The 8,366-nt window shown below is 45.3% G+C and carries 7 protein-coding genes; 3 read left to right on the forward strand and 4 right to left on the reverse strand.

What is annotated here, in order from left to right; genetic code table 11:
• Positions 1-1,078 precede the first annotated feature (1,078 nt).
• Both SWH54_09820 and SWH54_09825 read left to right on the forward strand, forming a co-directional pair.
• A complete protein-coding gene (locus SWH54_09820) occupies positions 1,079-1,861 on the forward strand; it encodes a type IV toxin-antitoxin system AbiEi family antitoxin domain-containing protein (protein ID MDY6791554.1) in 783 nt (260 codons plus the stop codon).
• Positions 1,836-2,753 carry a nucleotidyl transferase AbiEii/AbiGii toxin family protein gene (locus SWH54_09825; protein ID MDY6791555.1) on the forward strand — a complete coding sequence of 306 codons (918 nt, stop codon included), beginning with the start codon at positions 1,836-1,838 and terminating at the stop codon, positions 2,751-2,753. The genes SWH54_09820 and SWH54_09825 overlap by 26 nt, the downstream gene beginning before the upstream one ends.
• Before the next feature lie 209 nt (positions 2,754-2,962).
• Here the strand turns inward: SWH54_09825 and SWH54_09830 are convergent, their stop codons facing one another.
• Positions 2,963-3,817 carry a ChaN family lipoprotein gene (locus SWH54_09830; protein MDY6791556.1) on the reverse strand — a complete coding sequence of 285 codons (855 nt, stop codon included), beginning with the start codon at positions 3,815-3,817 and terminating at the stop codon, positions 2,963-2,965.
• The gene (locus SWH54_09835) at positions 3,814-5,955 is read right to left on the reverse strand and encodes a M1 family aminopeptidase (GenBank protein ID MDY6791557.1); all 2,142 of its coding nucleotides are present in this window, start codon (positions 5,953-5,955) and stop codon (positions 3,814-3,816) included. Before SWH54_09835 ends, SWH54_09830 begins: the two co-directional genes overlap by 4 nt.
• Positions 5,956-6,296: 341 nt before the next feature.
• Between SWH54_09835 and SWH54_09840 the strand changes: the two genes are divergently transcribed.
• On the forward strand, positions 6,297-6,758 hold the full coding sequence (locus SWH54_09840; GenBank protein MDY6791558.1) for a MaoC/PaaZ C-terminal domain-containing protein: 462 nt from the start codon (positions 6,297-6,299) through the stop codon (positions 6,756-6,758).
• Positions 6,759-6,883: 125 nt separating this feature from the next.
• Here SWH54_09840 and SWH54_09845 read toward each other — a convergent pair whose 3' ends face one another.
• Entirely contained in the window at positions 6,884-7,306 is a 423-nt protein-coding gene (locus SWH54_09845; GenBank protein MDY6791559.1) for a helix-turn-helix domain-containing protein, read from the reverse strand.
• A gap of 343 nt (positions 7,307-7,649) precedes the next feature.
• On the reverse strand, positions 7,650-8,240 hold the full coding sequence (locus tag SWH54_09850; protein ID MDY6791560.1) for a hypothetical protein: 591 nt from the start codon (positions 8,238-8,240) through the stop codon (positions 7,650-7,652).
• Positions 8,241-8,366: the final 126 nt, after the last annotated feature.

Raw genomic sequence — 8,366 nt, forward strand, 5'->3', positions numbered from 1 at the left:
TCCAGGGTGTTTTTAAAAGACCCGCGATTCAACTTGTTGAAAAGAGCAACGGTTACTGTTTAATGCAGAATGAAGGCCAGCAGATACTTATCGCTCCTGCATATCAGTGGCTTTCGAGTTTGCCTTAGTGGGAGAAACAGTATAGATAACGGAACGTTTTTAAACAACCACTATACAGGCAATTATAATTTTGGAACGGCAAACCGGATGACATGGTTTATAATCGGCTGGTTGTAAATTCCGATGAGTGGTTGCGGGTTGCGCGCCCATCAAATTATAAGTTACCATTTTTCGGGACTTCCGGGGCATTCTATAGCGCTTGGGTCAAGCAAAAACCAGGAACTTATAACCTCTTAATCCAGGGGTCAAGTTTGCTCTTGGCGCATCGATATATTTATATGTCGTTTTATTTCTATTAAAGACAAGGCAGGAAAGATTCGGGTTTATTGTTCAAGGTAACGACTCAATTTTTCAAGTGCCTTTTTATGCTTCTTTTGATCCATTCTCTTAATATTCATCAACTTCCATTTTACAAAAGATAAATCTTCAATCCTTGGCTTTGTTTTGGACTGATTAAAAATGCCGGTGTGACAAAATGAAATATTACTTTACATTTGCCATGCCAAAGGGATTGCAGGACGCCCATAAAATGATAAGTTTCTATTTTATCTGATATAAAACGGCTTCAGGGACATACTAGAGTAAACCCTCCGGCAGGCTCAGAGCAGACCCCTCGACAAGCTCAGAATATACTTTACGTTTATCCCTTCCAAAAAACCATTTTTGATATCTTATTGTAATCTATTCTATTTCGTATCAACGCCGAATATTTCTAAGGTACAGAAACAGGGAGTATTGATTATTGGATCTTAAAAAGATAAAATCTCCTTGTACATTTATCGGAATCATTCCAGGCCCTTGCATTTTTGAAAGCGTGAAACCGAAATTAAAGCGTACGGTTTACAAAATTCTTATTTTACAGTAATATTTTATGCAAATCGTAATATTAATAAACAAATAGTTTGCCAATCCATGCTTTTGCATATATAAACTATGCATCAGGAGGGATGCGCAAACCATGAGATCAAAAATAAAAAAGCCCTTGGACCAATGCCTACCTGAAGGGCAGATAGTGAATCGCGCTTGGTTAAAAGCGCAGGGATTCAGTCGGGCTCAGGTGGATTATTACCTTCGGGCTGGAAAGTTAGAAGCCGTTGCTCAAGGGGTGTACCGGCGGCCAGGGCCACCACTAAAATGGGAACATGTGGTTTATTCTCTGAATGAGATGGGTTGTCACTTGCGCGTGGGGGGACGTAGCGCTCTTGAAATGCAGGGTCTGGCACACTATCTGCCAGCCGGCCATCTTAAACGTATAAATCTGCATGGGCCAGTCAAGGTGCCGGGTTGGGTGTCGAAATTTCCGGGACCGTTTCGATTTGAGGTATACAACCGGCAATTGTTTGTCTCACTACCCGAGGAGGCTCAGATCTCTAAACCTTTTGGATTTTGGGATTGGCCTATACCATATAGTACCGCTGAGCTGGCTATGCTGGAACTGTTGGCAGGTATTCGAGATAAAGCGGGCTTTTCCGTCGCAGATAAATTTTTTGAAGCTGCTGTAAACTTTCGGCCGGGCATTCTCCAGATCTTACTGAGAGCCTGCATCAATGTGAAGGCAAAACGTCTATTTTTTTGGTTTGCTGACCGCCATAATCATGCGTGGCGCCAGGCGCTTGAAACCAAAGAAATTGATTTGGGCAAGGGAAAGCGAATGATATTCAAAGGTGGAGCCTTTGATGCCCTCTATCTAATAACCGTTCCCCGGGAGATGGTCAGTGGAAGCGAGCAATCCCTTTATTGAGCAGGCGCACCTGCTGGTCCGTTTGCTACCAAGCGTGGCAAAACAGACCTGTTTTGCATTAAAAGGTGGCACGGCCATTAATCTGTTTTTGCGCGACATGCCGCGATTGTCAGTTGATATAGATTTGGCATATCTACCAATAGAGGATCGAGAAATCAGTTTAGCTGCGATTGACAAAGCCCTTGGAGAGATCTCGATAGATATAGAACAGCACATTCCTCGGATCAATATACATGCATCTGTGTTGCGAGAAACCAATAGTCGCGTGAAATTGCTGGTAAATCAGAACAGTATAAGCGTCAAGATAGAGGTTACTCCAGTTCTTAGAGGCAGCGTTTATCCCCCTGAATCTCAGGAATTATCGGCTAAAGCGGCTGAAACATTTGGATATGCAAGAATGTCAGTGCTCAGTTTTGAAGATTTGTACGCTGGTAAAATCTGTGCTGCGCTTGATCGCCAGCATCCGAGAGATCTGTTTGATGTTTACTGGCTGTTGCAGCATGAGGGCATTAATGAGCGGCTGAAGAACGCTTTTCTTGTCTACTTAATGGGGCATAATAGACCTATGGCAGAATTGTTGTCTCCTCAAGCGCAAGATATCGAAGCTTTGTACCGGGAAGAGTTAGAGGACATGAGTTATGAACCGCTCAAATATGAGCAAATTCATGAAACATTACCTCAACTGGTCACCCAAATTCATTCTGTTATGTCGGATGCTGATCGACACTTTTTGCTTGAGTTAAAACGAGGAACTCAAGATTGGCGAAAATTTGCATTGCCCGAAGTGGAGCAGTTGCCTGCAATCCGTTGGAAGATGCTAAATTTGGAAAGAATGAATCCATCAAAACGCAAAGCGGCTTTGGAAAAACTGGAAAAAGCCCTATTCGGTTAACTTCAACTTTACGGGTTGCGGGACGCCCCTCAAATTATAAGTTTCCATTTTGCGGGCCTTCCGGGGCATTCTATAGCGCTTAGGTCAAGCAAAAAGCAGGAAATTATAACCTATTAATATCATATTAAATATAAATTCAATCTAAATTTTTTGACGTACCTTCCCAGTAGTATTTAAGGGTAGATTTCGCTGTCTTTCCTTTTCGGGGGTTATTCCAAGAATATGTAATCCGTATCCCTCAGGCTGATGGTATTTTTTTCCACAACACCGGGAATTTCAGGGAGAATCACAGCATAAGCCGTAAAGGAGCGGTTATTCAATTGAGTCGGGATGCCGCCTTTCCAGACGTGACCGTTTCCGGCAATCAGCACGACCGTGCTGTCCGGATTATTACGGATGTAGTCCAGGGAATTGATGGCCATGATGTTGTCCCAAACCAGCTGTGACTCGCAGAAGTATTCGAAATTCAAATTCCCGTGGGCATGGGCACCGTATGCCCGTTTGATAAAGTCCATGTAAACCTTGTCTACACGGCAGGCAACGTCTTTCAACTTGCCTCGCTGTTCCTTGTTCAGGGATTGGAAACCTTGGCGGGCCACCTGGCGGGTGATTTTTCTGGACACATTGAGTCCTAAAACGGGAATCCTGTTCTCCCGGGCATATTGGAGAATCGGGCGGTATAGCGACCAGTTGTAGTTCCAGTTGGCATAATATATTTTTTCGAATTCCTTTTCCGGGATTTTGCCGGCAACCCATTGGCCCAGGTATTTCTGGCTATCGCTTCGAAACATCTCCATACCGACGGCGACTTTGGCACCGGCTTCGTGCAACGCGCGTATGACTTCGAGCTGATTGATATGATGCCGGATATTATTATGATGCTCGCCGACCAGAACAATTCTTTTTGTTTTCAATTCCACAGCGAGCTGCTTAAGGGATATCGACCTATTTTCGGACAGATCGTAAAGTTGCGGGTTTTCGACGCGCAAGCTCGCGGTTACACCGACAGCACACATTACAGTTAATAAAGTGATGACTAACACGATGGTCTTCTGTTTGCTCATTTTAGTACCTTCTCTTTCCAGTCAAAGATTAATGGAGAGACCGTGACCGGCCAGGTTCCCCGGTCCCTGTTTTGCCCGTTTTCAAATGCCAGGTAGCTGTACCGGCCGTAATGGGTCAGCTTCATGACAGTCCGAACATCCAGCCTTCCTCCGGGAGAAAAGAGCAGGCCGGCTGTCCGATCGTCGCTTTCCGGGTGTGGAAACGCGGCAAAAATCGTGTCGTTTGAGCTGTTGTAGCGGCGGCTTCCCAAAGTGAAGGCGTCCATTTCCACGCTGACCGGAGAAGGGATTGGAGATGTCAGCCCCTGATTCTTTGGAAAACCGATAAACACCAGATCATGATTTTTTATGAGCCGGGGACTCAATTCAGACTCTGAAATCCACCCGGCTTTCTGCAAGCCAAAAGATTGTGCCAGGAGACCGGCAATCTCCCTGGCGTTGTTTCCGGCCTGTTCGGTAATCACCATCAACACAGATTCCGCTCCCTTTATGGAGTTGACCGATTTCGGAATCTCCGATGGAAACAACCTTCTGAACACGTCCGCCCCGGGATCCAATTCCACAGATTGTGGTTTCCAGGGGACGGTCATTTTGAACCGGGCTTGGGTTCCTCGCAACCATACGGTCTGTGTCAACCGGTCGTCGGTCGAGGTGACCACCAGCTTCAACAGGAGATCATGGGTATCCGATACCTGGCTGATCCGGCCTGAGACGATCCACTCGCCGTTCGAATTCCGCCGGCGCTGTACGTCTTCCAGCACCGGCTGGGGTGCTCCTTTGCGGAAAACCCACTGCTCAAAAAACCGGTCCAACAGACAGGGTTCACCCACACATTCACTCCGGCGTTTGAAAGCCTGACGAAAATCATTCCAGGAAGCCTTCTTAAAGCGTTTTTCCTTGAGTATATCCCGGAGAGCGCCCCAGAATGCCGTTTCACCGACGATCTGGCGAACCATGTGAAACATCATGGCGCCTTTGTCGTAACCGATGACCTTGGTCGGATTGTCTACCCGGCTCCGGAATGCGGCCAGGGGAAAATCCCTGGAGTCATCCACCAGGGTGGCGTAATTCCTAAGCCACTGACGGCGATGCTCGGCGGCTTTCTGCCCTGATATACGTTCCTGATACAGATAATCGGCCACATAGGAGGTCAGCCCTTCGCTCCAATTGCCGGTACTGTGGTCCACCAGAACACCGTTTCCCCACCAGCAATGGGCAATTTCATGCCCGAGGCTCGTGGCTATGATAAACGGCAGCCTGAGGACACGACCGCCCACTAAGGTATACGATGGAAAGCCATAACCGGTGGGAAAGAAATTCTCCACAACGGCAAATTTAGCAAAGGGATACGGGCCGAACAGAGCCTCGTACATTTCGATGTAACGCTCCACGGCGTCCAGATAGCGATCCGACAGGGGTTGGATTTCCTGGAAAAAATAGGTGCTAATAGAGATTTCCCCCATTGATCGTTCCCGAACCGTATAACGGCCCGCGCTCAGGGCCAATGCTTTAACGGCCCGCTGAATCTCCCATTCGGATACAGTCCGGCGACCTTCTGCCCTGCGGACAACGGATCGACCGCTGGTTACCGCCACCACACCCTCGGGCGCATCGACCCGGATTCGGAAGGATGCCCATTCCGAGGCGATGTGAGGGTACCACCCGGCTCCAGCCAACAGAAACGTTCCCTTTTCTGAAACAATCCCTGTAACCCCGTATCCCGGATTATCGGTATTTACCGGTGTCTCAGGGTATGGGTCGTCAAAAACCGCAGAATAAGCAATGGTGAGCCGGATTTCGGATTCGGCTGCCGCCGTCGGTACTGTAATATTTACCCGCCCCCTCGAAACACGATACACTGCCGGATCCCCATTGATTTCAACGATTTCCAGATCCGCATGTTCAGAAATATAAAAGGTCAACTCGCTCCGGCCGGTGGCCCGCATGCGCATCCGGTCCCGACCGGCGAGTCGATGCGTATCCGGATGCAGCGTGATCTGAAGATCGTGGTGCACACTGGGGATGGGCTTGGAACCTCCGTGGACACGGGTTGTTGTCAGGATAGTGATGATCACGAACAGTGCCCCAATTCCTGCCACCATTCCATATATGCGATGTTTCACGTTGCATGAAGTCATATTTTTTCCCGGATATTCGATTTCTGATGTAATATTTTCATAATAGTAAAGTAAGACATATTTCGCTGTTGTCAGCCGGACATCCAGAACCCCTAGTCAGCACCGACTTTAAAATGTAATTAACCCACCGGTTTGCGGGACGCCCCTCAAATTATAAGTTTCTATCGTGCTTGAGCCAAGCTGTCCGGTAAAATAAAATCACCAAGCAGGGTATCGGGTAGGGTGATTGTAAAGATTATTTATATTGCGTATAAAAGTAAAAATATGTGGACGTTCATAGATTAATATGTCATGCAGTAAAAAGAACTTTAACCATCAAATTGTTCAACAAATAATTGGTTTTGAAAAAACGATATCTTGAAGATCTAAATGAAGGAGAGCCTCTCCAGTGCCATACTGTTCTTTTCACCCGGGATTCGATAATTGATTTCGCTAAAAAATTTGATCCACAGCCATTTCATATTGACGAAACGCATGCAAGCGAATCAATTTTCGGTGGTTTGATTGCATCATCCCTTCATATACTATCAGCATGTACCAAAGTTGTTGTTGAAGCACAAAACAATATAGCAATATTGAGTGGTGTAGGTATGGATCAAGTCAAAATGTTTAACCCGGTTCGCCCGGGAGATGTTTTGACAGTCAATGCATGGTGGACTGATATTAAGCAATCACAAAGTAAACCAGATAGAGGGTTTGCTTCTATTAAATGCAAGGTTTCTAATCAAGATGAACAACCAGTAATCGAATATGGCTATCATTATTTAATAGCGTTTTCGCAAACCAGCCCATCCGCCCGATAAAATTTCGCTGGCGCTCCAATCCGCAGATGATGGCATAACTAAAAATGTGGTCAAGTCCACTCTTGACTTTTTTTGATTGAATCTTTCAACTTTTCCATTTGTAGGGCTAAATCTCGATCTTCGGTTCATCGCTTTTTCATGCGCTCGAACACACTTCTGACCGTTCTATCGTTATCAATTCCATATTGCTCGCCGATATTCTTGAAAGTATCCAACCGAAGTTTCCTGGTAAGGTATATGGCTGCATTACGAGCTTCATTCCTTCGTCCCCGTCGCGTTTTTATGATTTCGGGTACTGTCATACCGTAAAACCTGCAAACCTCATCCAGAATTCGCTTTGCATCCGGTAATAGTTCTCGGCTTGAAGGAATTTCCTTGTTTATTTTTCCCGAACCATATTTTTCCTTAATTCGGTCAATAAACGCCTGGGGCCTTAAACACAATGGCCATTTTACGCCGCTGATTTTTTTGCTGACCTCATCTTCATCCTCAACGGATACCCATTTCTTATAGTATCGCAGCCAGTCTTTCCGGTTTTTGGACAGCAAGGATAGTATGTGATTTTTATGAAGCCAATCCCATTTTTTGGCAATGGACAGATACCCTTTGTGGCTGCTCCATAATTGGATTGCCTATCATTACTGGCCAAATAAATCAGGAGTGGACTTGACCCCTTTTTGACCCCTTTTTTATAAGTTTCTACGTTGCGGGACTTACGGGACATCCGATAGCGCTTAGGTCAAGCAAAAAGGTCTGGGGTCACATCTTGAATAGTGAATAAACTTGATTTTGATTTGTTGTGTGCACTAGATTTGCAGCGATGAAAAATTAAGTTAATAAGTAAAGAGCGTTATATGTCCCCTATTTCCACTTAATACAACGTTACTATTTCTACCTTTTCTTCCTCAGTAGCCCTTGGTATATCTCTGTTAGTCTTAAAAATGTATCGCTTTTTCCGCCCTGGTCCGGATGATGTTTCATGGCAAGGCGTCTGTAGGCTCGCGTGAGGGTTTTTCGATCCATTGCTTTGAGTTCCCGCCGGCTCACACCGAAAAGTCTTGCAGCCTCTTCCATCTTTATCAGAACACTTCGTGGCGGCTGATAAATGCGCCTGCTATTGATAAAATTTCGTATGTAATCTTGAATCGGGTTTTGTCGGGGAAAGTCATTGTCAAAATACATAATGACATATTTAACAAGGTACTCCCTGAGCCGGTTGCTTTTGGGCATGCCGCGCCAAAACGTTTCATCTTCATTTAGTCGACAAACTTCCTTTAAAAAATACTCATCCAATTTGGTTTGACTCAACGCTGCAGGAATGGTCTTAGCAAATGATTCAGTGAAAAAGCGCTGGAGATCGAAAATGACAAAGATATAGATGGCTCTTTCATGGGGTTTTAATAAACTTTCCTCAGATAGAAAATACTGCTCGATTTCATCACGGGACTTATATTTGATTATCAAGTACAACTTTGGAGACATGTTTCTAATACCCCAATTGAGCGAAAACTTATGCTGCTTTTTTAAATTCATTTTCGTTTAGAGTAGTACAAATGTTACGATAAAGTAATTCAGTTTCATTGTTCTTTGTCAATTCGATGACTTTTA

This window comes from Thermodesulfobacteriota bacterium, from assembly GCA_034189135.1.
GTDB lineage: Bacteria > Desulfobacterota > Desulfobacteria > Desulfobacterales > JAUWMJ01 > JAUWMJ01.

Coding starts and splice junctions, on each gene's coding strand:
- SWH54_09830 (MDY6791556.1), bottom strand. CDS start 3,817: ATGAGCAAACAGAAGACCATCGTGTTAGTCATCACTTTATTAACTGTA.
- SWH54_09850 (MDY6791560.1), bottom strand. CDS start 8,240: ATGTCTCCAAAGTTGTACTTGATAATCAAATATAAGTCCCGTGATGAA.
- SWH54_09835 (MDY6791557.1), bottom strand. CDS start 5,955: ATGACTTCATGCAACGTGAAACATCGCATATATGGAATGGTGGCAGGA.
- SWH54_09820 (MDY6791554.1), top strand. CDS start 1,079: ATGAGATCAAAAATAAAAAAGCCCTTGGACCAATGCCTACCTGAAGGG.